A 23,536-nucleotide genomic window follows, 5' to 3' on the forward strand; every position below is an offset into this window, starting at 1 on the left:
AGAATGATAAAAGGAGTGAGGAACGATGCCTATCATCCAATCGGTGGAGCGTGCCTTGAAAATATTGGATTTATTTGATGAGCGTGAGCGTGAATTAACTATCACAGAGATAAGCAAACGAATGAATTTACATAAAAGTACGGTTCATTCACTTTTAAAAACCTTACAGGAGCATCACTATATTTCACAGGGCGAAGAAAATGGAAAATACTCGCTAGGATTAAAGCTATTGGAGAGGGGAAGCGTTGTTGTGACCCATCTCGATTTGCGCAAAGTAGCAAGAAAACACCTTGAATGGCTTTCAGCAACAACGAATTTAACGCTGCACCTTGTCATATTAGACGGGCAGGAAGGTGTCTATGTCGATAAAGTGGAGGGCACTGGGGTAACGGTCCTCTATTCCCGTATCGGCCGACGTGTTCCGATTCATACGAGTGCTGTTGGTAAATCTCTTGTTGCAACCAAAACGGATAGTGAACTGGATTTGCTCTTGGACGGCTATGATTATACTGGACCAACCGAAAGATCGATTAGATCCAAGGACCAGTTTTTAGCAGAAATCGAAAAAGCACGCATTAATGGCTATTCAATGGATAATGAAGAAAACGAACCGGGCATTTTCTGTCTTGCTGTACCAATAAAAGATTATTCAGGTAAGGTAATTGCAGCAATGAGTGTATCGATGCCTGCTTCTAAAGTAAATGAAGAAACACGTGAGTATTATGTACGTCTCTTAAAGGAATGCAGCAGTAAAATTTCGCAGGAGCTCGGTTATGAATATCAAAAAATATAAATGAGGCCTGCCATATAGGAGGAACTGGAAAATGAGAATTATTCGCTATGTAAAAGAAAATAATAAACAACTTGCTGCCGTGACAAACGAAAACAATGTGGTGGACCTTCCATTTACGGATTTTATGTCGTTGATTACAACGGCACGCCAGGATAACAGAACGTCGTTTGATATTGTAAAACAAATTGTCGCCGGAGGGGAACAGCAGCCTTTGGAAGGTCTTCAATTAACAACTCCTATCGACGCACCGGAAGTATGGGCATCTGGCGTTACCTATAAAAAAAGCAAGGAAGCACGTAACTACGAAGCTACGCAAGGTAAGCTGGACCGCCAAACATTCTATGACAAAGTATATGATGCAGTGCGTCCTGAGATTTTCTTTAAATCGACTGCAGCAAGAACCGTGGGTCCGAATGATCCGGTATACTTGCGTTCAGATTCAAAATGGCAAATTCCGGAGCCGGAGCTTGGTCTGGTCATCGATAAAGAGGGAACTGTACTCGGATATATCGCAGGTAATGACATGAGCTGCCGTGATATTGAAGGTGAAAATCCGCTTTATCTTCCCCAGGCAAAGGTATGGAAAAATTCTTGCTCCATAGGACCAGCCATCTTGTTAAAAGAGGCTGTTTTGGATCCATATGAGCTTAAAATAATGTGCCGTATTTATCGAAATGAAGAAAAAGTATTTGAAGGTGAAGCGAAAGTAAACCAACTGAAACGAAAATTGGAAGAGCTTGTCGACTATTTAGTCTTAGATAACACTGTTTTTGACGGATCAGTTTTACTTACAGGTACATGCGTGGTTCCGCCAAATGAATTTACATTGAAAGGCGATGACAGAATCGAAATCGAAATACCAGGGATTGGAGTATTGAACAACCCGGTTATCCAAAGTAAATCAGTTCAAACCATTTAAGGGGTGACAAAGTGAGCGAGTATAAAACACTTTACTTAAGTACGAAAGATAGTGTAGCTGTCGCTTTATCCGAAATCCCTGGAAACACATCAGTAGTTGTGAAGACAGGCATTGAAGAACTTGTCGTACCCATTATTGAGCCGATCCGTTTTGGCCATAAGTTCGCAGTCAAAGCCATCGAACAAGGAGCAGACATAATTAAATATGGGGAAGTCATAGGTGCAGCCTCTGCTTTTATTCCCGCTGGTGCACATGTTCACGTACACAATTTAGAAGGAAAGAGGGGAAGGGGTGACAAAATTGCTGAATGAAAAAATGGAGTTTTGGGGCTACCGCCGTCCTGATGGCCGCGTCGGTGTCCGGAATCATGTACTGATTTTGCCAACGATAACATGCGCAACTCAAACAGCTCAGCGAGTTACAGAATTGGTGAGCGGAACCGTCACATTCATTCATCAGCATGGCTGTGCGCAAGTGGGCTCTGATTATGATCAAACGGCCCGAACCTATGCGGGAATGGGCATGAATCCAAATGTATATGGCGTCATAGTACTCGGACTTGGCTGTGAAACACATCAGGCGCACCGTATTGGAGATGAAATTGCCAAATGCGGTAAACCAGTGGAAACGGTATCGATTCAGGAACATGGCGGCACTCTTCAAACTATTGCTGAAGTAGCTAAAATTGCGGTCAAAATGGTCCAGGATGCCTCGATGGTGCAACGGGAATTATGTGATTTTAGCGAGCTGATTGTCGGCACAGAATGCGGTGGGTCGGATGCATGCTCAGGCTTATCGGCTAACCCGGCAGTCGGACGTACAAGCGATTTGGTTGTTCAGCAGGGGGGGACCGCAATATTAGCGGAAACGACAGAACTCATCGGTGCAGAGCATTTGATTGCTAACCGTGCGGCAAACGACCAGGTAGCCAAAAAAGCTTATGCGGTTATTAAAATGATGGAAGACCGCTCGATTCAAATGGGCGTAGATATCCGGACCGGAAATCCGAGTCCGGGAAACATTGAGGGAGGTCTCAGCTCTCTCGAAGAAAAATCACTGGGGGCAGCGACAAAATCAGGCACAACCAGACTGGAAGAGGTCATTGATTATGCGCAGGTACCCACAAAAAAAGGACTTGTATGGATGGATACGCCTGGCCACGACATTGAGCAATTGACGGGGATGGTCGCAGGCGGTGCCCAAATCGTTCTCTTTACAAGTGGAAGAGGCACGCCAACGGGTTCTCCTATTTCACCCGTCATAAAAATCTCAACTAATACACCAATGTTTGACAGGATGAATGAAAATATGGATTTAAATGCTGGTACGATCGTCGATGGTTTAGAAACCGTCGATGAAGTGGGCAGGCGCATCATGGAAGAAATTCAACATGTTTCTAACGGTAAGCTAACAAAAGCCGAGATATTAAAGCAGCATGACTTCGGTATATGGAGAATTGGACCGACATTCTAAAAACGAAAAGGAGCTAAAGATTATGATATCAACTACATTTGCAACAAAGACATATAAAAATTTCATTAATAATGAGTGGGTGGATGCATCTTCTGGAAATACAATCGAAAGCATTAATCCTGCGGACAAAGGACCGGTTGGCTACGTTCAAAGCTCAACCGGAGATGACTTAAACAAGGCTGTAGCTTCTGCACATAAGGCAAAGAGGGATTGGCGCAGGCTCGGGCAGTCTGCACGTGGACAAATCCTTTTCAAAACGGCCAATATATTGGAAGAAAACCTAGATGAGATTGCCGAAACCATGACTCGTGAAATGGGTAAAACGTTACCTGAAGCAAAAGGTGAAACGGCTCGAGGTGTGGCAATCCTCCGTTACTATGCTGGGGAAGGGATGAGGAAAGACGGAGATGTTATACCATCATCCGATAAAGATGCCCTAATGTTTACAAAACGCTCCCCACTTGGTGTTGTCGGGATCATCACGCCATGGAACTTCCCGGTTGCCATTCCCATCTGGAAAATGGCTCCAGCCCTTGTATATGGCAATACAATCGTATGGAAACCCGCTACGGAAGGAGCCGTTACAGCAGCGAAAGTGATGGAATGCTTTACAAAAGCAGGATTCCCCGAGGGAGTAGTGAACTTCATTACTGGTAAGGGAACGATCATCGGTCAAGGACTCATAGATCATCCGCTTTTAAATGCAATCACATTTACTGGTTCTGAAAGTGTCGGTCAGAGCGTAGCAAAATCAGCTTCTTCCCGCGGGATAAAATATCAGCTTGAAATGGGTGGCAAGAATCCAGTCATCGTAACGAAAGATGCGAACATCGACCAAGCTGTCGAGGCGGTCATCAGCGGTGGATTTCGTTCTTCCGGCCAGAAATGCACAGCTTCAAGCCGTGTTGTCGTTGAATCGTCCGTCTATGATGAATTTAAACAAAAACTGGTAAAAGCAGCAGCGGAAATTACAGTCGGCAACGGTCTTCAAGAGGGTATTTGGATGGGCCCATGTGCAAGCGAAAGCCAGTTCAATACGGTGACAGAGTACATTAAAAAAGGCAAGCAAGAGGGTGCAAAACTAATACATGGCGGGGAGATATTAACTGGCGGAGACTACGATAGGGGCTTTTTCATCACACCTGCGATTTTTGAAGACGTGACGACGGATATGGTGATAGCACAGGAAGAAATTTTTGGACCGGTTATCGCGCTTATGAAAGCAACCGATCTTGCCGAGGCGATTGACATGGCAAATAATACGAAATACGGATTGAGTGCATCAATCTTCACATCAAATATTAGCTCGATTCTAGATTTCATCGATGAAATTGAGGCAGGGCTTGTCCGCATTAACGCAGAAAGCGCGGGCGTAGAGCTGCAGGCCCCATTCGGAGGCATGAAAGCATCAAGCACGGGTTCGCGAGAGCAAGGTGAGGCGGCGAAAGAATTTTATACAGCCATAAAAACGGTTTTCATTAAAGGTTCTTAATAAGAGAAAGAGAGGTTTCCATGTTTGAAAACCTCTCTTTCCTCCAAAAAAACATTGCGAGGTGCTTGATGAAAATCACAAAAATTTCTTTATACAAAGTCCCGCCCCGCTGGCTGTTTTTAAAAATCGATACGGATGAAGGCATATCCGGATGGGGAGAGCCTGTTGTGGAAGGACGTGCTGAAACGGTTAAATCAGCAGTTAAAGAACTGACCGATTATTTGATCGGGAGAAACCCGAACGACATTGAAGATATCTGGCAAACACTTTATCGAGGTGGATTTTACCGCGGGGGCCCAATATTAATGAGTGCTATTTCCGGCATTGAGCAGGCACTATGGGATATAAAAGGAAAATACTTCGATATTCCTGTATACCAAATGCTTGGCGGCAAAGCACGTCAAAAAATTAAAGTGTACTCATGGGTTGGAGGAGATCGACCGGTGGATGTCGTTGCTGCCGCAATTGAAAAACAGAATGAGGGCTTCCTTGCTGTCAAAATGAACGCATCAGAAGAAATGAATTACATAGATAGCTTTTCAAAAGTAGAAGCGGTCATCGAACGCGTTGCTTCCATCAGGGAAGCGGTTGGCAAAGACTTTGGCATCGGTGTGGATTTTCACGGGAGGATTCATAAAACGATGGCAAAGGTGATTGTAAAAGAACTCGAACCATACCGTCCAATGTTCATTGAAGAACCGGTGCTCCCGGAAAACAATGAAGCACTTCGTGAGATTGCCTGGCATACTACGTGTCCGATTGCGACGGGAGAAAGAATGTATACACGCTGGGGCTTTAAGCAGCTACTTCAAGATGGTTATGTCGATATAATTCAGCCAGATCTGTCTCATACTGGTGGTATTTTAGAAGGAAAAAAAATTGCCGCAATGGCAGAAGCGTATGATGTAGCGATTGCGCCGCACTGCCCGCTCGGTCCGATGACTCTTGCATCATCCATTCATTTGGACGCAACGACACCGAATTTCATTATTCAGGAGCAAAGCCTTGGTATTCATTACAACGAAGGCATGGACATTCTCGATTATATGAAAAATCCAGAATTATTCGATTATGAAAATGGGTATGTGAACATACCGGATAAACCGGGTCTTGGAGTCGAAATTGATGAAGAAAAAGTGAAGCAGGCAGCAGAGACCGGACATAATTGGAAAAACCCAATTTGGCGTAATGAAGACGGGAGTATCGCTGAATGGTAATAAAAGGAGGAAAAATAATGGACTTTCATGGCATCATTCCACCCGTAGTCACCTTATTTGATGAAACGGGGAACTTGGATATGGAGTTGAATAGAAGGTATATCGACCTATTAATCTCACGGAATATTGACGGTATTTTGTTGATGGGTAGTTCAGGTGAGTTCTCATCACTTACAACAGAAGAAAGAAAATTATATGTACGCGAAATGATCAAGCATATTAACAAACGAGTGCCAGTTATGGTCGGAGTCGGACATACCGCATTAAAAGAGGTGCATGAACTGACTTCTTATGCGGAAGAACATGGAGCGAACGGCGTTCTCGTAGTCAACCCGTATTACTGGAAGCTGTCTGACGAGCAAATATACCGACATTTTTCCAGCGTAGCGAATCATACTAATCTGCAAGTTTTCATTTATAACATACCGCTCTTGACCGGACAAAATTTATCAATCGAATTGATTAAAAAATTGGCCCAAGATCATTCAAACATTGCGGGTATTAAAGAGACGGTCAGCGATTTCGGACACCTTCGTCAAGTGCTGGCGGAAGTGAAGAAAGTTCGCAGTGATTTTCGAGTCTTCTCCGCGTTTGACGAGCATTTGCTTCCGGCTCGAATGATTGGTGCAGCTGGGAGCATTAATGGAAGCGCAGTCTTTGCTCCGGAAATATCCGTACATTTATATGAATCGTATCATAAAGGGGATCTCGCTGAAGCGCAGAAAAATCATCAAGTGATTTCAAAACTGATGGATTTGTACAATTACGGTCCGACATTTTTTACAGCCATGAAAGAAGCCGTTCATCAGCGCTGGTTTGACGTTGCGGCTGGACACCGTGCACCATGCGATGTATACCCTGCTGATTTGAGTGACAAAGTAGCTGCTCTCTTAAAAAATATAGATGTGAAAGAAGGCGTCCAAAAATGAAAGAATCACGCGACTTGCTCGAACAATTAGGCTACCCATCTACTGATCTTAAAGAACTTCCTACATCAACGAAAACATTTCCAGATGGAGCTCAATACCGCATTGAATTACCAAGTGTAGAAGGTCCAGTTGCCCTAAAAGAAACATTGAAAGAAATTGACCGACTTGGTTTGACTATTCACCGGGTCTCTCAGGGCAGCGGCATCATGCTTCAAACGGATGAGGAAATTAAAGAAATGTGTGAAATGACAGCAGAGCGAGGCATGGAGCTCAGTTTGTTTGTCGGTCCCAGGGGTTCATGGGATGTCAGTGCGGGTCCGCTTACGCCAGGAGGTAAATCTCAGGGAATCCGCCATGAAGGTTCCGACCAGCTTGTTTATGCCATGGAAGACTTGAAAAGAGGAGCTGCACTTGGTCTACGCGGTGCGTTAGTTGCGGATGAAGGACTCCTGCTTTTAACGAAAGAAATGAAAAAATACGGACAGCTTCCGGAAGACTTTGTTGTTAAAGTATCGGTTCAAATGGGTTCGGCCAATCCAGTATCCGTTAAATTAATGGAAGACATCGGAGCGGATACCTACAACGTCCCACCTGCATTAACGCTGTCTAAACTTGCAGCGATCCGACAATCAATAAACATTCCAATTGATTTATACGTTGAAGTGCCTGATACCTTCGGCGGCTTTCTTCGCTATTATGAAATACCGGAAATTATCCGTGTATTGGCGCCTGTATATATTAAATTTGGTCTACGTAATCATCCTGATGTATACCCTTCAGGGAAACAATGGGAAAGTACGAACATCTCACTCGCTCAAGAACGTGTACGCCGTGCCGCAATTGGTATTCAAATGATCAAACGATACTATCCTGAAGCAAAAACATCGAAACTCGGTGCAGAAGGACTCGGAATTGCGAGAATCAAAAAGTCAGCAGCAAAATAGAAAATTTTAACAAGAGTAAACCCCTCTTAAATTCAGGTGTTTATTACTATAAAGGAGTGGAGCCCAATGCCCTTTAAAATATTATTAACGGATTACGAATTTGAGCATTTGCAATATGAAGAAGAGGTTTTTCAAGAAAGCGGTCTGGATATCCATTTCATCAAAGCGCAATGCAAGACGGAAGAAGAAGTAATGGAGCAGGCAAAAGAAGCGGATGCAATCTTAAATCAATATGCTCCTATCTCACGCCGAGTTATTGATTCGCTTGAAAACACGAAAATCATTTCCCGTTATGGTGTTGGCGTCAATACAATTGATCTCCATGCGGCTAAAGAAAAGGGGATTATTGTCGCCAATGTACCGGATTATGGCATGGAAGAAGTATCGAATCATGCATTGGCACTTTTACTTTCGTCGGCGCGGAAAGTGACACTGTTAAACAAGGAAGTGAAAAATGGTAACTGGGACTTTAAAGTGTGTGTCCCGATTCATCGTTTTAACGAACAAACGGTTGGGGTTCTAGGCTTTGGCCGGATTCCGCGCCGTTTTATTGAAAAGGTGAAACCGCTCGGCTTTAAAACGGCTGCTTACGATCCTTTCGTATCGGAGGCAGACATGGCTGCTGTAGGGGTTCAAAAAATGGATCTTGACGAAATTATAAGTGTAGCCGATTATTTGTCGATCCATGTGCCCTTAATTGATGATACATACCACCTGATCAATGAGAAGCGCCTTAATCAAATGAAGAGTAATGCGGTCATCATTAACACGGCACGTGGACCGATAATCGATGAAAAAGCACTTTCCAATGCACTTGAAAAAGGGATAATTGCAGGTGCTGCACTTGATGTGACAGAAAATGAACCGGTCCGAATCGATAGCCCGCTACTCACAATGGACAATGTCATCATTACGCCGCACAGCGCCTGGTATTCTGAGGAAGCGATGGTGGAACTTCGTCAAAAAGCAGCAAGAAATATCGTTCAGGTCTTAAAAGGAGAAAAAACACCATATGCAATAACATAAGAAAGGGGAAAAATATGAAAATAGCAACTTTTTCCGTGCAAAACGAACAGCACATCGGTCTAGTTAAAGATGACCAAATTATTAGCTTAACGGCTCTCGGTCCAGAAGAATTTCCTGCTTGCATGAAAAAATTTATAGAACGAGGCAGCGAGTTACGCTCACGTGCTGAACAGTTAATCGAGCAACGGGTAAATGATGATGCAATATTCAAACTGTCAGAAGTAAATATCCTGCCGCCAATCGCAAAGCCGGATAAAATCATTTGCGTAGGACTTAACTATTTTGATCATTGCAAGGAAACCGGGATGGAGCCTCCTGAATCACCGGTCATTTTTTCGAAATATGCTAATGCCATTGCCGGACATAATGATCCAATTGAAATCCCGATTAATTCAAACGAGGTCGACTTTGAAGCAGAGCTTGCGTTTGTCATTGGAAGAGAAGCTAAACATGTGTCAGAAGAAGAGGCTGATGACTACGTCTTTGGCTACACGATTATGAATGATATAAGCGCCCGAGATTTGCAATTTCAGGACGGCCAGTGGTCAAGAGGCAAAACGGCGGACACATTTGCTCCATTTGGTCCTGTTGTCGTTACACAAGATGAAGTGGGGGATCCTCACAATTTAGCAATTTCTCTTGAATTAAACGGTGAAATTATGCAGGATTCAAATACAAGTAACCTAATTTTCACGGTTCCGAAAATCATATCATTTTTATCACAGTCCATGACACTAATGCCAGGTGATTTGATTGCAACAGGCACGCCACCTGGCGTTGGAATGGGACGGAATCCGAAAATCTGGTTGAAAAACGGTGACCGGATGAACGTCAGTATTGAGGGGATCGGCACACTTTCTAATTACGTAAAAGCCTGACAAGAGAGAAAGAAGATGATGATGATATGGATGTTGTAACCATCGGAGAAACAATGACAATGTTTACCCCAAATGAAGAAGGGCCGCTTCGCCACGGCAGATCTTTTTCGATGAAATTTGGCGGTGCGGAATCCAATGTCGCGATCGGATTAAGCCGCCTCGGTCATAGTTCACGTTGGATAAGCCGGCTCGGTGAGGATGAATTTGGTGATGCCGTGCAATCTTTCATTCGCGGTGAAGGCGTTGATGTTTCGTATGTGACACGGGACCCCGATGCGCCTACCGGAGTCTTTTTTAAAGAATTCAGACGGCTGAATGATACACGGGTTTATTATTATCGGAAAGATTCGGCAGCAAGTAAAATGACGGCTGAATTACTATCTGATCTTGCCATTCAAGACGCTGCTTATCTCCATATTACCGGGATTACCCCTGCACTCGGGATTTCATGTCAGTCGCTCATGGATAAAGCGATCCGCATGGCTAAAGAAACTGGAACAAAAATCGTCTTTGATCCGAATATTCGCTTGAAAATATGGGGTGATGAAAATGAAGCACGTCACTTCATAACGAAGTATGCCTCGGAAAGTGACATCGTCATGCCTGGAGTGGCCGAAGCCGAATTTTTATTCGGTTCCCATACTCCGGAGAAATTAGTCGATATTTTTCATGATCTCGGTGTCGAAACAGTTTTACTGAAATTGGGCAAAGAAGGCTCTTTAATTTCCGCCCCGTCTGTACCGAAAACATACGTTCCTGGATTTTATGTGGAACGGGTCATTGATCCCATCGGTGCTGGTGATGCTTTTGCATCCGGTGTACTTTCCGGACTGCTTGATGGACTGCCGCTAGATGAAGCTGCAAGGCGTGGAAATGCCATGGGTGCAATGGCAACGATGGTAAATGGCGATGTTGAGGGTTTGCCGGTCCGTGCCGACCTCGAATGGTTCATGAGTGGCGGCGCAGATGATGTGAGGAGGTAGAAAGGTGGAAAAAATGACTAAACTAGAAGAGCTTAAACATGGGAAGCTGGTCGCCGTCATTCGCGGTGCACGCCCCGATCAAATTATACCAATCGCACGAGCCCTGAAAGAAGGAGGCATCCGAACACTCGAAATCACCGTAGAAACACCTAAAGTTTGCCATTTGATTGAGAGAGTAAAAGCGGAGTTTGGTGATGATATCATAGCTGGTGCCGGTACAGTATTGGATCCCGAAACGGCCCGTGCGGTCATCATGGCAGGGGCGGAATTTATCTTTTCTCCAACCGTCAATGTAAAAACGATTAAAATGGCGAAGCGCTATGGCGTTATTAGCATCCCAGGTGCGCTCACACCAACCGAAATATTGACTGCTTACGAGCATGGAGCTGACATTATCAAAGTTTTCCCCGCAGATGCATTGGGTGTTAGTTACTTTAAAAATCTTAAAGGACCGCTTCCACATATCCCTCTAATGCCAACTGGCGGTGTCAACCTTGACAACCTCGCTTCATTTTTTAAGGCAGGTGCCATCGCTGCGGGACTTGGCGGTTCATTGATCAATCCTGCGAAATTGATTACAGATGAAGATTACACCAGGCTAGCAGAAACGGCAAAAAAATTCTCGGATATCGTACAAAAAAGCTAAAGCTGTCGATGCTTATATGAATATCAGTTCAATAGGTGCTGGAAATGAAAGTATGACTGTATGTTATTTCCTCCTTTCCTACCCATTGTTGTATCGGTTAAATATCCATCAAGAGTGTTATTGCTGATGGACAGTAGATAAATAAAAGACAAAGCAGAAAGGGGAAAAAGTGCTATGTTACTAGAAAAGTACAGTAATCTGCAGGGTATTCTCCAAAAAATGGAGTCGGTTGTGGTCGCTTTTTCAGGAGGAGTGGATAGCACGTTTCTGCTAAAAGTTGCTATTGATACTCTGGGTTATGATAATGTGTTAGCGATTACAGCAGATTCGGAAACCTATCCGACGAGTGAGTTGAAAGAAGCCATTATGCTAACAAAATGGATTGGTGCCAACCATCATGTCATTCAAACTTCGGAGTTAGGCATTCCTGGATATAAGGAAAACAATCAGAATCGCTGTTACTTTTGTAAAAGTAGTTTATTTGACCACCTGCTTCCTATTCTTGAAGAATATGAATTCAATAATATTATTTATGGGGTTATTGCTGATGATGCTAACGAATTTCGTCCAGGCATGAAAGCTGCTAAAGAAAAAGGAATCAGGGGACCTCTTCTAGAAGCCAATTTATTCAAAGAAGAAATAAGAGCATTGTCCAGGCAAGCCGGTTTGCCAACCTGGGATAAACCGTCATTTGCTTGCCTATCCTCACGAATAGCGTATGGCGAAATTATTACGAAGGAAAAATTGACGAAAGTGGATAAATCAGAGGCTTACTTAAAATCACTGGATATTCATCAGGTAAGAGTCAGGACTCATGAGGATACTGCCCGAATTGAAGTTGAACCCGATGATATGCCGCGAGTGCTTCAATACCATGTGGCGATCGCGAAACGGCTGAAGCAATTTGGTTATAAGTATGTATCAATGGATCTCACGGGCTATACAAGCGGAAGTATGAATATGGCGCTTAAAAAGGAAGAAATGTTATGATTGACGATATTTTGGAGCAGGTTCAAAAGGGTTCATTGACAGTTGCGGAAGCAAAGGGAAAACTTGCCTCCTATGAAAATTTAGGGTTTGTAAAAATCGATCATCATCGTAAAAGGAGACAAGGCTTTCCCGAAATTGTGTTTGGAGAAGGGAAGACAGCTGAACAAATTTTAACGATTGTCCAATCGCTGCGGACACGGAATGATTCTGTGCTGGTGACTCGAATTTCTCGGGAAAAAGCAGTATTTGTACAAAAAGTATGTAGTGATTTTGAGTATAACGAGATTGCACGGACACTTGCTTGGGTTAAAGAAAAGCCGAAATCCGTTGATTCATATATTGCCATTGTGTGCGCCGGGACATCGGATTTGTCCGTTGCTGAAGAAGCAGCCGTGACGGCCGAAACTCTAGGTATTCCAGTCAGGCGTATATACGATGTAGGTGTTGCTGGACTGCACCGCCTCCTTGATAATATTGACGAGATACGGGGGGCTACCGTATCGGTTTGTGTCGCGGGAATGGAAGGGGCACTTCCAAGTGTATTAGGAGGCCTTGTCACGAATCCCATTATTGCTGTGCCGACAAGTATTGGTTACGGTGCTAATTTTAACGGTTTATCGGCACTTTTATCGATGCTCAATTCATGCGCATCGGGTGTAAGTGTGGTGAACATCGATAATGGATTTGGTGCAGCCTACAATGCTGCGATTATATACAAACTTGTACATAAAAAGGAGGTCAATTGTGATGAGGACTTTATATTTTGACTGCTTTTCCGGCATAAGCGGAGATATGGTTATTGGTGCGTTGATTGATGCTGGTGCAGACCCTGTACAAATGGAAGAAGAGTTAAAAAAGCTGAGGATAGATGAAGAATATAATCTGTCATGGGGGAAGGTCGTCAAAAATGGCATAACGAGTACTAAATTTGATGTCATTCTTACCAGTAAATCAGAGGAAACACATGAACACAGCCATAGTCATGGACACGAACACAGTCATGGACACGAACACAGTCATGGACATGAACACAGTCATGAGCATGAACACAGCCACAGTCATGGACATGAACATGAACATAACCATAGCCATGTACCTCACAATCATCATGGCAGCCGTACCTACAAACAAATTGTAGAAGCTATCAATGAGGCGAACTTTAATGAATCGGTAACAAACATGTCACTCGCCATTTTTAAGAAGATTGGTGAAGCGGAAGGGCACATACACGGGCTTCCTCTTGATAAAGTTCACTTTCACGAGGTAGGAGCGGTAGACTCAATAATAGATATAATCGGGGCTGCCATTTTAATCGATCAGCTAGGTATTGAAACAGTTCAGTCATCAGCCATTCCAACGGGGTATGGACATATACATATTGATCACGGCATATATCCTGTTCCTGCACCTGCCACTCTTGAAATATTAAAGGGTGTACCGATTGCCTCCATTGATATTCGTTCTGAATTAGCAACGCCGACCGGTGCCGCCATCGCTGCGGTTTTAGCTGAAAATTTCGGCTCGCTTCCACCCATGACCGTCGAATCGATTGGCTATGGTGCGGGAACAAAAACATTCGAAAATCATCCGAACATCCTTCGCATTATTATAGGGGAGATCCAATGAAGCGCCCACCTGATCATGAGCATCTTGATGAACAAATGGTAAAAATGGAAGTGAATCTAGATGATATTTCCGGTGAATGGCTTGGGCATGTAATGGATTTGTTGTTTGAATCAGGAGCAAATGATGTATTTTATACACCAATCTTTATGAAAAAAAATCGACCGGGGGTGTTATTGCAACTTCTCTGTTCACAGCAGGTGATTTCAAAAATGAAGGAGATATTATTTGCTGAAACGACGACTCTCGGTATACGCTACTACCCTCTTACCGTGCACCGCCTTGAGCGCTCTTTTTTCAATGTGAATACTCAATGGGGGGAAGTGACGATGAAGAGAGGGATTCATGAGGGATTAACCTTGCAGCAGGCACCTGAATATGAAGACTGCCGTAAAATTGCCCTACAGAACAATATACCTCTTAAAAGGGTGTATGAAGAAGTATGGAAGTGTCTCGGGGAGGTGGTAGAGAAATGAGTTTGGTGTCGATTCTTACATTTGGATTCCTATTGGGGATAAAGCATTCGTTAGAGCCTGATCATGTTATTGCGGTAGCAACCACGGCAGGAAAAACGAAAAAATTATCGCGTTCCACTTTAACGGGGGTGTATTGGGGAATAGGCCATACTTGTACGCTGTTTCTTATAGGTATGCTGTTCATTTGGATGAAAGGGGAAATTCCCGAATCGTTAAGCATGACGCTGGAACTCGGAGTTGGCATTATGCTTGTTCTGCTAGGGGCGAAAAGTTTATTTAAAGCTTGCCCTAATATCACGAACGACAAAGATAGATTTCGCCCTTTTTTGGTGTCTGCTTTAATTGGGTTCGTCCATGGTCTCGCGGGCAGTGCCGCCATGGTCATTCTAACGATGTCGACCGTAACCGGTATAGGCGAAGGGTCCATCTATATCATTATATTTGGCGCGGGGACGATTATTGGCATGCTGTGCTTTACAACTTTACTAGGCATACCGTTTGCTTTGAATGGAAAAGACATCGTATTAAACCGAATCTTCATCAAACTGGCGGGAGCTATAAGTTTTTCATTCGGACTTTATTATATATACAAATTGGGTGTAACAGAAGGATTGTTTGCAATCTGGGTTAATTGATTTACTTTATCAGCATGAACGGAATCTCAGGCTGTCTGTAACCCATGGACAGTCTCTTTTATATTCATTAATTCATCAAACAATATGTCTTCAAGGAGGTTGCTCAGAAAGAAAAGGGCAACAAATGACAAAAAGGCTTGTCTTTATGGGCACACTTCCATGGACATATCCATGCAAATTTCTGGGTATTTTGTAACGGGTATGAACTTTAAATTATTATTCCGAAAAAATGTTTCGAAGGTTTATAATCATCTGTAGAGGGAGGAAAGGGTGGACAATATATAATAAGACCCTATGACACGGCTAAGCCTTTTTTTAAAGGGATGGTAGTGTCATAGGGTTATTTTTAAAGCACGAAAACCAGGTTTTTACTGTAGGCGTTAGGCAGATATGCGTTTATTTTTCCGTTGGAGAATCCATATTTCTATTGCACCGGAGCCAAGCAATACTCCTGAAACAATGAATATAAGTCCAATGAAATGGGCAGGAACTATGGCTTCATTAAGGAAAAATGCTGCCCCTAACAAAGAGAACAAGGTGTTTAAGTTAAGAAATATCGATGATTCGGCGGCGCCTACCTTACCAATGGCATAATTATAGCTCATGTGTCCGAGGGCAGTGGCAAAAATGGCTGAGAACAAGAAAGCTCCCCAGATGGATGGCGGTGCCGTTGCCAGGGAGGATAAGCCCTCTGGTTCCTTCCATAAGCTGATGGCAAAAAGAATAAAAGACCCGATCAGCATCATATAGCCGGTTAGTAATCGTGGGTCCATTGTTTTTGAGGCTTTATTGATGAGTATGAAACTCAGTGCCTGTGAAAGAATGGAAAGTAAAATATCCACATCCCCCAGATTAATAGAATGAAGTCCCCCACTTCCTGCCATAACGGTAAAACTCACACCTAGCGCACCGCATATAAAGCCAATAAGCCTGATTAAAGTGGGCTTTTTACGAAAAAATATCATGGTCAAGATGACAGTCAAAATGGGTCCCATGCCCAAAATCAGTCCAGCATTTGAGGCTGAAGTCTTCGTCAATCCCTCAGCTAAAAAATAATGATGAAAAACGACACTCAAAAGTGCTCCTCCAAAAACGTAAAGAAGTTCACTTTTTTTAGGAAGACGTATTAATCCAAAGAAGAAAAGAATAATAATGACGATAAGAGAAGCAGTAAAAATTCTCAATGAAGTGATTGTTACGGGCTGAGTATGCGCAACCAATATTTTAATAACTGAGACATTTAACCCCCACGTGATCATAATTCCGGTAAGTAACATGTATATTTTCAAAAAACTCATTCCAAACAACCTTTCATACTTATTTAACAATTGATATATTATACAACTTTCACTAAATTAATAGCAAAGAGTAAAATTTGATTGAAAGCTCAAGGATGAAATATCAGAAGCTCTTAATCATGAAAAAAATGGCAAGAAATAACCCCTTTGATTTTACCTTAATATGGGTTTTTGTTATAAATTTAGTAGAAAAATAATTAAATAAAAATAAAATTACAAATTATCAAACTTTTCTATTGTTTTTGGTAGGGTTTTCATTTACAATTTTCTTATGATTTACCAAACCGGTTTAGTAATAAACTAAATCGATTTAGTAAAAAGTGATATGTTCAATGATTTTCTTTTTTATTTGTAATTGTTCGAAAGAAGGAGGTACTGTATTGTCATCAAAATATGGTGTTTTAACGCTGGGCGACGCCATGATTACGCTAAATCCGGAAGAGACAGGACCTTTAAGATTCGTTACCCGTTTTGAGCGAAAAGTAGGAGGCGCTGAACTGAATTTTGCGATTGGCTGTGCAAGGCTTGGCATGCGGGCAAAATGGATAAGCCGGTTAGGCAAGGATGAGTTCGGTAAAGTTATCTATAATTTCGCTCGTGGGGAAGGCGTGGACATGAGTGATGTTGCCTATGTAAATGGTTATCCAACATCCCTTAACTTTAAAGAAATTCGGGAAGATGGGTCCGGAAAGACATTTTATTACCGCTATCAATCTCCCATTTTAACTTTAAAACCGGAAGATATAACAGAAAAAATGTTTGAAGAGATTGATATAGTCCACCTTACTGGAGTATTTTTGGCTATAGATCCCAAAAATGTGGATATTGCCAAGAGAGTGATGGACATTGCAAAACAAAAAAATATACCTGTTTCTTTTGATCCGAATATCCGCTTAAAGCTATGGTCCATCGAGGAGGCAAGATCAGTTTATTATAAAATTTTTCCATATGTTGATATTTTGCTTACAGGTTTGGATGAAATAAGATTGATCATCGGAACGGACTCTAAAGAATCATTGGCGGAATTCGCAAAGGTCAATGATATTGATCAGCTTGTCATTAAGGACGGGAAACATGGTTCAAAACTTTATAACAAAAATGAATGGCATGAAAAAGACGCCTTCCCTGTTATACCTGTAGATACTGTTGGTGCGGGGGATGGTTATGATGCCGGTTATATTTACGGATATCTTCATGGCTTATCAATTGAAGAAAGATTGACATTCGCAAATGGTGTAGGAGCCCTTGTCACAACTGTTGCAGGGGACAATGAAGGATTACCATATTTGGATGAAGTAATGCCATTCATACAGAATGAGGCCGTTATAGAAAGATGACTAAAAGAAATGAGGGAATGAAATGGCAACAGTTACGATTCAAGCTGAGGAAGCAAAACGATTAGTCATACAACAGCTGACCAAAGTGGGTTTAAATGAAAAGAATGCCGGTAAAATCGCGGAAGTATTGGTTCATGCCGATCTCAGGAATGTCAATTCCCATGGTGTCTTGCGAACAGAGCATTATGTGAACCGTTTACAGGCAGGAGGCATAAATCCGGATGCTCAGATTTCCTTCCAAAAGACAGGGCCCGTTTCAGGTGTAGTTGATGGAGATGATGGATTTGGGCATGTGATTAGCGACGTGGCCATGGACCATGCAATCGAAATGGCTAGGGATAATGGCGTGGGCATGGTGACTGTTTTAAATAGCAGCCATTGCGGAGCACTAAGCTATTTCGTTCAAAAAGCCGCTGAAGCAAAGTTGATTGGCATCGCGATGACACATACCGATAAAATTGTGGTCCCGTTCGGAGGAAAGACATCATTTCTTGGCACCAATCCAATCGCTTACGGAGTTCCTGCCAAAACGAAGAAACCCTTTATTCTTGATATGGCAACTTCCAATGTTGCGCTGGGGAAAATCCTCCAGGCACGCGAAGAGGGAAAGGAAATCCCTGAAGGTTGGGGAGTGGATGAAAATGGAGCTAATGTCACTGACGCGAATAAAGTCGTTTCCCTTTCCACTTTCGGAGGTCCGAAAGGCTATGGTCTATCCGTAATTGTAGATGTGTTTTCTGGATTATTGGCCGGTGCGGCATTTGGCCCGCACATTGGGAAAATGTATGACGACCTTGATAAGAAACGGAAGCTGGGACATTATTTTTGTGTGATTAATCCTTCGTTCTTTACGGATGTTGATATATTTTTAGAGCAAATGGATCAGATGATTGAAGAGCTGCAACAGGTTGAGCCTGCTCCAGGGTTCGATCGCGTATATGTACCGGGTGAGATTGAACAAATCAATGAAGAAAAAAATCTGAAACAAGGTATTACGATAGCATCAAGTGTTTATGAATTTCTTACAAAGTAGGTGGGGAAATGAAAGCGGTTCAAGTTCGGAAAGCTCATGAACTGATCATTCAAGAAGTGGAAAAACCATGCATTTCGAACTCGACGGATGTCCTTGTAAAAGTAAAAAGAGTCGGCATTTGCGGATCGGATATGCATATTTATCATGGTACGAATCCTCTTGCAACACTGCCGCGGGTCGTTGGGCATGAAGTAGCGGGAGAAGTTGTGGAGATAGGTCAAGGTGTTACGGGCATAAAAGTTGGGGACCACGTTGTTATTGAGCCCATCAGTTATTGCGGTGAGTGTTACGCTTGCCGCAAAGGACGCCAAAATGTTTGTGAAAAACTTTCCGTTTTTGGCGTGCATGAAGATGGTGGGATGAGGGAGTGGTTCGTCCTTCCGGAGAAACAATTACATGTTGTGGATTCCGATTTATCATGGGATGAAATAGTATTGGCTGAGCCATACACAATCGGCGCACAGGCCGTTTGGAGAGGCGAAGTGGAGGAAGGGGAAACAGTCCTGATCCAGGGAGCCGGGCCTATTGGAATTTGTATATTAAAGATGGCAAAGCTTCAAGGAGCAACAGTGATGATCACGGATTTAAGTGATGAGCGTTTGGAATTCGCTAAAGAAAGCGGCGCCGATATCACCGTCCATGCCGGAAAAGAAGATGTTCAAAAACGAGTGGAAGAATGGACAAATGGCCAAGGGGCCAACGTCGTCATTGATGCAGTATGCTTGCCGATGACATTTGAATTGTCCTTCGATGTCGTGTCAACGGCGGGGCGGATTGTCGTACTCGGTTTTGATGAACGTCCTTCATCGGTTTCCCAGCTGCCAATCACAAAAAAGGAAGTATCGGTGAAAGGGTCTAGATTGCAAACCGATCAGTTCCCGAAAGTGGTTAAACTTTTAAATGAAGGAAAACTCAGACATGAAGGTTTAGTCACCCATACATTTTCGCTCGATGATATCCAGGAAGCATTTAATTTTGTTGAAAATCATCCCGAACAGGTTCGAAAAGCGATCATCGCTTTTAATTAAGGAGGTGGGTGTTATGGATAAACATTCAATCATACGTCGAATAACGGAAACGAAAGTTGTAGCTGTTATACGGGGGCAGGATGCAAAGGAGGCGGCACAGCTTTCTAAAGCAGCTGTGGAAGGCGGTATACAGGCAATCGAATTGACTTATACAACACCGGGAATTGAAGATGCTTTCAAAGAACTGCAAAATACGGATGCACTATTAGGAGCAGGCTCGGTACTTGATTCTGAAACGGCTCGGCATGCGATTTTAGCTGGCGCCAATTTTATCGTCAGTCCCTACTTTGTCAATGGCGTAGCCGAACTTTGTAATCGATACGGCATTCCCTATATGCCTGGATGCATGACAATTAGAGAAATGGCTACATCATTGGAAGCCGGTTGTGATGTATTGAAGTTATTTCCGGCCAACCATTTTGAACCTTCTTTCATCAAGTCGGTAAATGGTCCACTGCCAAATGTAAGGATCATGCCAACCGGGGGAATTAATTTGGATAACATGAAGGACTGGCTGAATGCGGGCGCCGTAGCAATCGGGATCGGCAGTGACTTGAACAAAGCCTATCAGAATGGCGGCTATGATGCCGCAGTGGAGTTAAGCCGAAAATACATGCAAAAAGTTGCCGAATAATGGAGGTGCACGATGAACATTACATTTAGATGGTATGGGAAAGACAATGATACCGTTACATTGGAGCACATTAAACAAATTCCTGGAGTAAAAGGGATTGTCTGGGCTCTTCACCAAAAACCTGTTGGAGAGGTATGGGAAAAAGAAGAAATTAAAAAAGAAATCGAGTATATCCAATCATTTGGTTTTCACACGGATGTCGTTGAAAGTGTAAATGTCCATGAATCGATTAAATTGGGTAATGAAGACCGCATGATATATATAGAGAAATACAAAGAGACGATCCGGAATCTTTCGGAAGCTGGAGTGAAAGTCATTTGTTATAACTTCATGCCGATCTTTGATTGGACTCGGACTGAAATGTTCCATCCTTTGGAAGATGGATCAACTGCCCTGTTTTATGAAAAGGCGAAAGTGGATACGTTAGATCCACAAGATTTAATTCGTACCGTAACGGAAGCCTCAGATTTAACTTTACCAGGCTGGGAAGCAGAAAAGATGGATAGAATCACTGAATTATTCGAAGCATACAAAACTGTGGACGAAGAGCAGCTGTGGGCGAATCTTGAAATATTCCTAAAAGAAATATTACCTGTTGCCGAGGCTTGCGGTATAAAAATGGCAATACACCCGGATGATCCGCCATGGTCCATTTTTGGCTTGCCAAGAATCATCACCGGAGAGTCGAGCTATGAAAAACTGATCTCGATTTCGGATTCACCATCGAATGCTTTCACCATGTGTACAGGCTCAATGGGGGCAAACCCTGAAAATGATATGGTCCAGGTGGCTAAAAAGTATGCAAACCGTTCGCCTTTCTCCCATATAAGAAATGTGAAGATTTATGAAAATGGTGACTTTGTGGAAACATCCCATCATACCCAGGATGGTTCCATCAATATACAGGGCGTCGTGGAAGAATTGAATAAGCAAAATTATACTGGTTATGTCAGACCGGATCATGGCCGCCATATATGGGGTGAAGTTTGCCGCCCTGGTTACGGTTTATATGACCGAGCATTGGGAATCATGTATTTGCTCGGGTTATGGGATGCATATGAAGCTGGTAAATCAGGTGGGAAATTATGATTCCCATCCATGAAAACTTAACGAACAGGGTGGCAGTGATCACTGGAGGCAGCGGTGTTTTATGTTCCAGAATGGCTGTGGAATTGGCGCGTCATGGTGTCAAGATAGCTATATTGAACAGAACGGCAGAAAAAGGTCAAGAAGTGGTCGAACTCATTGAACAAACTGGGGGGACTGCGATTTCCATAGCGGCAGACGTTTTGGATAGAACCTCATTGGAAAATGCAAAAGGGAAAATAATAGAATCGTTCGGAAGAGTGGATCTATTAATAAATGGTGCGGGTGGCAATCATCCTGATGCCATTACTGCTCCAGAGAAATATGGAGAAGAAGCAGAAGGAAAATCATTTTTTGATCTGGATGAAGATGGTTTCTCCCAAGTATTTGCCAGTAATTTTACCGGTACATTTTTGGCCAGTCAGGTTTTTGGAAAAGAATTATTGCAAGTGGAAGCACCAGTTATCGTAAATGTATCTTCCATGAGCGCCTATGCTCCAATGACTAAAGTACCAGCATATAGTGCCGCCAAAGCTTCGATAAATAATTTTACCATGTGGATGGCTGTTCATTTTGCCGAAGAAGGTTTACGGGTGAATGCCATTGCTCCAGGTTTCTTTTTGACGAAGCAAAATCGGGATCTTTTGCTTAATGAAGATGGCAGCCTGACGGCAAGATCTAATAAAATCATTACTTCAACACCCATGAAGCGTTTCGGGCAGCCTGAAGATTTACTTGGTACCTTGCTTTGGCTCGTTGATGAATCCTATTCGGGCTTTGTCACAGGAATTACGGTACCGGTCGATGGGGGCTTCATGGCATACTCAGGTGTTTGAATTCAGGTCCAATAATAAGGCAAACAAGTGAACGTGAACGTGATTAAATTAGTTCCACGGTATGGGAAATTGACTTTTTTACTGCATCAGAAGGTGATTGTAAAGCTTTCCTTATTATAATAGAATATTCCTTATATATCTAAGCCATTTTGGTAATAAAGAATTGAAACCACACGACAGGAATGAATGAAATGAAAACCATTACAATTACTGATGTCGCCAATCACGCGAAAGTATCAAAAAGCACAGTTTCCCAATACTTGAACAAACGTTATGAATATATGAGTGAAAAAACCAGGAAAAAGATTGAAGAAACAATAGAAGAGTTAAACTATCAGCCTAATATAATAGCGCGCAGTTTAAAACAAAAATCCACTTTTACCGTTGGGGTAGTGGTTGCCAATATCCTTCACACGTTTTCAACGCAAGTTATTAGAGCAATAGAAAACTACTTTTATGAACAAGGGTTCCACATTATCGTTTGCAATGCAGATGACAATCCTGAAAAGGAAAAGAATTATATTGAAATGCTAAGGGCTAAACAAGTGGATGGGATCATCATTTTCCCCACAGGGGACAATCTTGATTTATATCAACGTATGAAGAGTGATCAATTCCCGATTGTTTTCATGGATAGGACAATCGAAGAATTGAATATTGCTACAGTCATGCTCGATAATCACCTTGCTTCCAAGTTGGCGGTCGATCGGTTTATTGAAAAGGGTTTTGAAAACATTGCAATCATAACCACTTCAATAATACGCGATATCAGTCCTCGAATCGAACGGATTCAAGGGTACAAGGATTCGCTCGAGTCACATGGGATACCATTCCATTCAGAATATATTAAAACTGTGAATGCAAATGAAATTCCGATTGCACTTTCAGAATTTTTCGAATTGGAAAAGCCGCCTCAAGCCATTTTGGCAGGAAATGATATCGTACTTAATGAAGTATTGCGTTATATGAAACAGCACGAAATCAATATACCTGATGACATAGCTGTCATAGGAATCGATGATGTTCCGTATGCCAGTTTCTATACACCGACCATTACAACGGTTAATCAGCCAGCCATTGAAATGGCCAACTTGGCAGCAGAGTTACTGCTTAGTCAAATCAATAAAACAGGAAAAGAGGATACAAGCGTCCATCGTTTGAAACCGACTTTGCTTTCAAGGAATTCTTGCTAGAACCGGATGTAAGAATTCCTGTGAAAAAGAAAGCGCTTTTTTTACGGGGATTCTAAACCGATTTAGT

The 23,536-nt window shown here is 42.7% G+C and carries 25 protein-coding genes; 24 read left to right on the forward strand and 1 reads right to left on the reverse strand.

Annotation, left to right across the window (positions count from 1 at the left end):
• Window positions 1-25 precede the first annotated feature (25 nt).
• From ACFVS1_RS07945 to ACFVS1_RS08025, 17 genes are all read left to right on the forward strand, one after another.
• Window positions 26-793 carry an IclR family transcriptional regulator gene (locus ACFVS1_RS07945; RefSeq protein ID WP_352922965.1) on the forward strand — a complete coding sequence of 256 codons (768 nt, stop codon included), beginning with the start codon at window positions 26-28 and terminating at the stop codon, window positions 791-793.
• Between the two features lie 31 nt (window positions 794-824).
• On the forward strand, window positions 825-1,712 hold the full coding sequence (locus ACFVS1_RS07950; protein ID WP_387546227.1) for a fumarylacetoacetate hydrolase family protein: 888 nt from the start codon (window positions 825-827) through the stop codon (window positions 1,710-1,712).
• An 11-nt stretch (window positions 1,713-1,723) separates the two neighbouring features.
• Window positions 1,724-2,023: a UxaA family hydrolase gene (locus tag ACFVS1_RS07955; RefSeq protein ID WP_352922971.1), complete on the forward strand. Its 300-nt coding sequence runs from the start codon at window positions 1,724-1,726 to the stop codon at window positions 2,021-2,023.
• A gap of 4 nt (window positions 2,024-2,027) precedes the next feature.
• Entirely contained in the window at window positions 2,028-3,185 is a 1,158-nt protein-coding gene (locus ACFVS1_RS07960; protein WP_387549244.1) for a UxaA family hydrolase, read from the forward strand.
• A 22-nt stretch (window positions 3,186-3,207) separates the two neighbouring features.
• Window positions 3,208-4,677, forward strand: a complete 1,470-nt coding sequence (gene gucD / locus ACFVS1_RS07965) for an alpha-ketoglutaric semialdehyde dehydrogenase GucD (RefSeq protein WP_387546231.1) — start codon at window positions 3,208-3,210, stop codon at window positions 4,675-4,677.
• A gap of 68 nt (window positions 4,678-4,745) precedes the next feature.
• Window positions 4,746-5,894: a galactonate dehydratase gene (gene dgoD / locus ACFVS1_RS07970; protein WP_352922976.1), complete on the forward strand. Its 1,149-nt coding sequence runs from the start codon at window positions 4,746-4,748 to the stop codon at window positions 5,892-5,894.
• A gap of 17 nt (window positions 5,895-5,911) precedes the next feature.
• Window positions 5,912-6,823 (forward strand): dihydrodipicolinate synthase family protein, encoded by a 912-nt coding sequence (locus tag ACFVS1_RS07975; RefSeq protein WP_387546234.1) that lies wholly within the window; start codon window positions 5,912-5,914, stop codon window positions 6,821-6,823.
• Window positions 6,820-7,767: a U32 family peptidase gene (locus ACFVS1_RS07980; RefSeq protein WP_387546236.1), complete on the forward strand. Its 948-nt coding sequence runs from the start codon at window positions 6,820-6,822 to the stop codon at window positions 7,765-7,767. Before ACFVS1_RS07975 ends, ACFVS1_RS07980 begins: the two co-directional genes overlap by 4 nt.
• Before the next feature lie 66 nt (window positions 7,768-7,833).
• Window positions 7,834-8,793 (forward strand): C-terminal binding protein, encoded by a 960-nt coding sequence (locus tag ACFVS1_RS07985; protein WP_387546238.1) that lies wholly within the window; start codon window positions 7,834-7,836, stop codon window positions 8,791-8,793.
• Between the two features lie 14 nt (window positions 8,794-8,807).
• Window positions 8,808-9,671, forward strand: coding sequence for a fumarylacetoacetate hydrolase family protein (locus tag ACFVS1_RS07990; protein ID WP_352922986.1), 864 nt, complete (start codon window positions 8,808-8,810; stop codon window positions 9,669-9,671).
• Between the two features lie 26 nt (window positions 9,672-9,697).
• Window positions 9,698-10,654, forward strand: coding sequence for a sugar kinase (locus ACFVS1_RS07995; protein ID WP_352922988.1), 957 nt, complete (start codon window positions 9,698-9,700; stop codon window positions 10,652-10,654).
• A 13-nt stretch (window positions 10,655-10,667) separates the two neighbouring features.
• Entirely contained in the window at window positions 10,668-11,300 is a 633-nt protein-coding gene (locus ACFVS1_RS08000; protein WP_352923721.1) for a bifunctional 4-hydroxy-2-oxoglutarate aldolase/2-dehydro-3-deoxy-phosphogluconate aldolase, read from the forward strand.
• 174 nt (window positions 11,301-11,474) lie between these two features.
• Window positions 11,475-12,290, forward strand: coding sequence for an ATP-dependent sacrificial sulfur transferase LarE (gene larE, locus ACFVS1_RS08005; RefSeq protein WP_387546242.1), 816 nt, complete (start codon window positions 11,475-11,477; stop codon window positions 12,288-12,290).
• The gene (larB, locus tag ACFVS1_RS08010) at window positions 12,287-13,057 is read left to right on the forward strand and encodes a nickel pincer cofactor biosynthesis protein LarB (protein ID WP_352922993.1); all 771 of its coding nucleotides are present in this window, start codon (window positions 12,287-12,289) and stop codon (window positions 13,055-13,057) included. The genes larE and larB overlap by 4 nt, the downstream gene beginning before the upstream one ends.
• Window positions 13,038-13,916 carry a nickel pincer cofactor biosynthesis protein LarC gene (larC, locus tag ACFVS1_RS08015; protein ID WP_387546246.1) on the forward strand — a complete coding sequence of 293 codons (879 nt, stop codon included), beginning with the start codon at window positions 13,038-13,040 and terminating at the stop codon, window positions 13,914-13,916. The genes larB and larC overlap by 20 nt, the downstream gene beginning before the upstream one ends.
• Window positions 13,913-14,389 carry a nickel pincer cofactor biosynthesis protein LarC2 gene (gene larC2, locus ACFVS1_RS08020; RefSeq protein WP_352922998.1) on the forward strand — a complete coding sequence of 159 codons (477 nt, stop codon included), beginning with the start codon at window positions 13,913-13,915 and terminating at the stop codon, window positions 14,387-14,389. The genes larC and larC2 overlap by 4 nt, the downstream gene beginning before the upstream one ends.
• Complete coding sequence (locus ACFVS1_RS08025) at window positions 14,386-15,024, forward strand: urease accessory protein UreH (RefSeq protein WP_352923001.1); 639 nt, start codon at window positions 14,386-14,388, stop codon at window positions 15,022-15,024. Before larC2 ends, ACFVS1_RS08025 begins: the two co-directional genes overlap by 4 nt.
• Before the next feature lie 380 nt (window positions 15,025-15,404).
• On the opposite strand, the gene ACFVS1_RS08030 is transcribed toward ACFVS1_RS08025, so the two are convergent.
• Window positions 15,405-16,322 (reverse strand): DMT family transporter, encoded by a 918-nt coding sequence (locus ACFVS1_RS08030; protein WP_387546249.1) that lies wholly within the window; start codon window positions 16,320-16,322, stop codon window positions 15,405-15,407.
• A gap of 380 nt (window positions 16,323-16,702) precedes the next feature.
• Here ACFVS1_RS08030 and ACFVS1_RS08035 point away from each other — a divergent pair, with 380 nt between their 5' ends.
• From ACFVS1_RS08035 to ACFVS1_RS08065, 7 genes are all read left to right on the forward strand, one after another.
• Complete coding sequence (locus ACFVS1_RS08035; protein WP_387546252.1) at window positions 16,703-17,659, forward strand: sugar kinase; 957 nt, start codon at window positions 16,703-16,705, stop codon at window positions 17,657-17,659.
• Between the two features lie 22 nt (window positions 17,660-17,681).
• Window positions 17,682-18,692, forward strand: coding sequence for an ureidoglycolate dehydrogenase (gene allD / locus ACFVS1_RS08040; protein ID WP_387546255.1), 1,011 nt, complete (start codon window positions 17,682-17,684; stop codon window positions 18,690-18,692).
• Window positions 18,693-18,700: 8 nt separating this feature from the next.
• Window positions 18,701-19,720, forward strand: coding sequence for a zinc-binding alcohol dehydrogenase family protein (locus ACFVS1_RS08045; protein WP_387546257.1), 1,020 nt, complete (start codon window positions 18,701-18,703; stop codon window positions 19,718-19,720).
• A gap of 13 nt (window positions 19,721-19,733) precedes the next feature.
• The gene (locus ACFVS1_RS08050) at window positions 19,734-20,354 is read left to right on the forward strand and encodes a bifunctional 2-keto-4-hydroxyglutarate aldolase/2-keto-3-deoxy-6-phosphogluconate aldolase (RefSeq protein ID WP_387546260.1); all 621 of its coding nucleotides are present in this window, start codon (window positions 19,734-19,736) and stop codon (window positions 20,352-20,354) included.
• A 12-nt stretch (window positions 20,355-20,366) separates the two neighbouring features.
• Window positions 20,367-21,443 (forward strand): mannonate dehydratase, encoded by a 1,077-nt coding sequence (uxuA, locus tag ACFVS1_RS08055; protein WP_387546262.1) that lies wholly within the window; start codon window positions 20,367-20,369, stop codon window positions 21,441-21,443.
• Complete coding sequence (locus ACFVS1_RS08060) at window positions 21,440-22,276, forward strand: SDR family oxidoreductase (protein WP_352923018.1); 837 nt, start codon at window positions 21,440-21,442, stop codon at window positions 22,274-22,276. Before uxuA ends, ACFVS1_RS08060 begins: the two co-directional genes overlap by 4 nt.
• 191 nt (window positions 22,277-22,467) lie before the next feature.
• Entirely contained in the window at window positions 22,468-23,469 is a 1,002-nt protein-coding gene (locus ACFVS1_RS08065; protein WP_352923020.1) for a LacI family DNA-binding transcriptional regulator, read from the forward strand.
• Window positions 23,470-23,536: the final 67 nt, after the last annotated feature.

It is taken from the genome of Peribacillus sp. NPDC058075 (assembly GCF_042885195.1).
In the GTDB taxonomy this organism is placed as follows: Bacteria; Bacillota; Bacilli; order Bacillales; family DSM-1321; genus Peribacillus.

Excerpts from the sequence above, each read along its gene's own strand:
- ACFVS1_RS07980 (WP_387546236.1), top strand. The coding sequence starts at position 6,820 with ATGAAAGAATCACGCGACTTGCTCGAACAATTAGGCTACCCATCTACT.
- gucD (WP_387546231.1), top strand. The coding sequence starts at position 3,208 with ATGATATCAACTACATTTGCAACAAAGACATATAAAAATTTCATTAAT.
- ACFVS1_RS08060 (WP_352923018.1), top strand. The coding sequence starts at position 21,440 with ATGATTCCCATCCATGAAAACTTAACGAACAGGGTGGCAGTGATCACT.
- ACFVS1_RS07975 (WP_387546234.1), top strand. The coding sequence starts at position 5,912 with ATGGACTTTCATGGCATCATTCCACCCGTAGTCACCTTATTTGATGAA.
- allD (WP_387546255.1), top strand. The coding sequence starts at position 17,682 with ATGGCAACAGTTACGATTCAAGCTGAGGAAGCAAAACGATTAGTCATA.
- dgoD (WP_352922976.1), top strand. The coding sequence starts at position 4,746 with ATGAAAATCACAAAAATTTCTTTATACAAAGTCCCGCCCCGCTGGCTG.
- larC (WP_387546246.1), top strand. The coding sequence starts at position 13,038 with ATGAGGACTTTATATTTTGACTGCTTTTCCGGCATAAGCGGAGATATG.
- ACFVS1_RS07945 (WP_352922965.1), top strand. The coding sequence starts at position 26 with ATGCCTATCATCCAATCGGTGGAGCGTGCCTTGAAAATATTGGATTTA.
- ACFVS1_RS07985 (WP_387546238.1), top strand. The coding sequence starts at position 7,834 with ATGCCCTTTAAAATATTATTAACGGATTACGAATTTGAGCATTTGCAA.
- ACFVS1_RS08000 (WP_352923721.1), top strand. The coding sequence starts at position 10,668 with ATGACTAAACTAGAAGAGCTTAAACATGGGAAGCTGGTCGCCGTCATT.
- ACFVS1_RS07960 (WP_387549244.1), top strand. The coding sequence starts at position 2,028 with ATGGAGTTTTGGGGCTACCGCCGTCCTGATGGCCGCGTCGGTGTCCGG.
- ACFVS1_RS07950 (WP_387546227.1), top strand. The coding sequence starts at position 825 with ATGAGAATTATTCGCTATGTAAAAGAAAATAATAAACAACTTGCTGCC.
- larB (WP_352922993.1), top strand. The coding sequence starts at position 12,287 with ATGATTGACGATATTTTGGAGCAGGTTCAAAAGGGTTCATTGACAGTT.
- larC2 (WP_352922998.1), top strand. The coding sequence starts at position 13,913 with ATGAAGCGCCCACCTGATCATGAGCATCTTGATGAACAAATGGTAAAA.
- ACFVS1_RS07990 (WP_352922986.1), top strand. The coding sequence starts at position 8,808 with ATGAAAATAGCAACTTTTTCCGTGCAAAACGAACAGCACATCGGTCTA.
- ACFVS1_RS08045 (WP_387546257.1), top strand. The coding sequence starts at position 18,701 with ATGAAAGCGGTTCAAGTTCGGAAAGCTCATGAACTGATCATTCAAGAA.
- ACFVS1_RS08030 (WP_387546249.1), bottom strand. The coding sequence starts at position 16,322 with ATGAGTTTTTTGAAAATATACATGTTACTTACCGGAATTATGATCACG.
- larE (WP_387546242.1), top strand. The coding sequence starts at position 11,475 with ATGTTACTAGAAAAGTACAGTAATCTGCAGGGTATTCTCCAAAAAATG.
- ACFVS1_RS08025 (WP_352923001.1), top strand. The coding sequence starts at position 14,386 with ATGAGTTTGGTGTCGATTCTTACATTTGGATTCCTATTGGGGATAAAG.
- uxuA (WP_387546262.1), top strand. The coding sequence starts at position 20,367 with ATGAACATTACATTTAGATGGTATGGGAAAGACAATGATACCGTTACA.
- ACFVS1_RS08065 (WP_352923020.1), top strand. The coding sequence starts at position 22,468 with ATGAAAACCATTACAATTACTGATGTCGCCAATCACGCGAAAGTATCA.
- ACFVS1_RS07995 (WP_352922988.1), top strand. The coding sequence starts at position 9,698 with ATGGATGTTGTAACCATCGGAGAAACAATGACAATGTTTACCCCAAAT.
- ACFVS1_RS08050 (WP_387546260.1), top strand. The coding sequence starts at position 19,734 with ATGGATAAACATTCAATCATACGTCGAATAACGGAAACGAAAGTTGTA.